The following is an 823-nucleotide window of genomic DNA, read 5'->3' on the forward strand; positions in this document are numbered from 1 at the left end:
CAGTCCAAATCAAATCGTCGAGTGCGTTATTGGTAAAGTTACTGCTCCAGTCGCATTGAAACAGAGGCACATCGGTAAAACCAGATTCACGTACCAAATCACGCACGGCAGAAACGTATGGTTTATCGGTTCCGTAAGAGCCATACTCGTTCTCCACCTGAACCATGATAATGTTTCCTCCTTTATCCACTTGCAACGGAGCCAGTTGTTTGCCGACTTCTTTCATAAAAATGCCTACCCGTTCCATATAATAAGGATCAAGCATGCGCAAGGTCACGTCTTTTTTCTTTAACAGCCACCAGGGAAGTCCTCCCATCTCCCATTCCGCACACACATACGGACCGGGACGGACAATGACGTACATTCCATGTTGCTGCGCAAGTTTACAGAAAGCGGCAATATCATTCTGACCGGAGAAGTCGAACTTTCCTTCTTCCTGTTCGTGGATATTCCAGAAAATATAAATGCAAATCGTATTCATTCCCAATGCTTTGCACATCTCTATGCGATGACTCCAGTAAGCCTGTGGGATACGGGTGTAATGCAACTCCGCCGCCTTCACTACAAATGGTTTTCCATCAAGCAGGAATGTGTTCTTGCCCGCCTCAAATTTGTGGGCAGTGGTTTGCGCCTGTGCACTACTAAAGAGAATAACTGTAAAAAGTACCAGTAAAGCAATGATTTTGTTTTTCATGGTTTATTCAAAAATAGAATTTTAATAGTATACGGCAAAGGTAGGCGATTCACCTAAAAAGGAGGGGATAATTATCATTCAAAAAGGGTTAGAAATAAAGCAAAATAGCGCCAATTGGCGCTATTTTGC

General features: G+C 43.3%; 1 pseudogene. It reads right to left on the reverse strand.

The features are described from left to right. Positions 1 to 559, reverse strand: a pseudogene (locus BSAG_RS05480) (beta-galactosidase); the annotation flags it as partial. Between the last annotated feature and the right edge of the window lie 264 nt (positions 560 to 823).

The sequence above is a fragment of the Bacteroides sp. D1 genome, assembly GCF_000157095.2.
GTDB classification, from domain to species: Bacteria; Bacteroidota; Bacteroidia; order Bacteroidales; family Bacteroidaceae; genus Bacteroides; species Bacteroides xylanisolvens.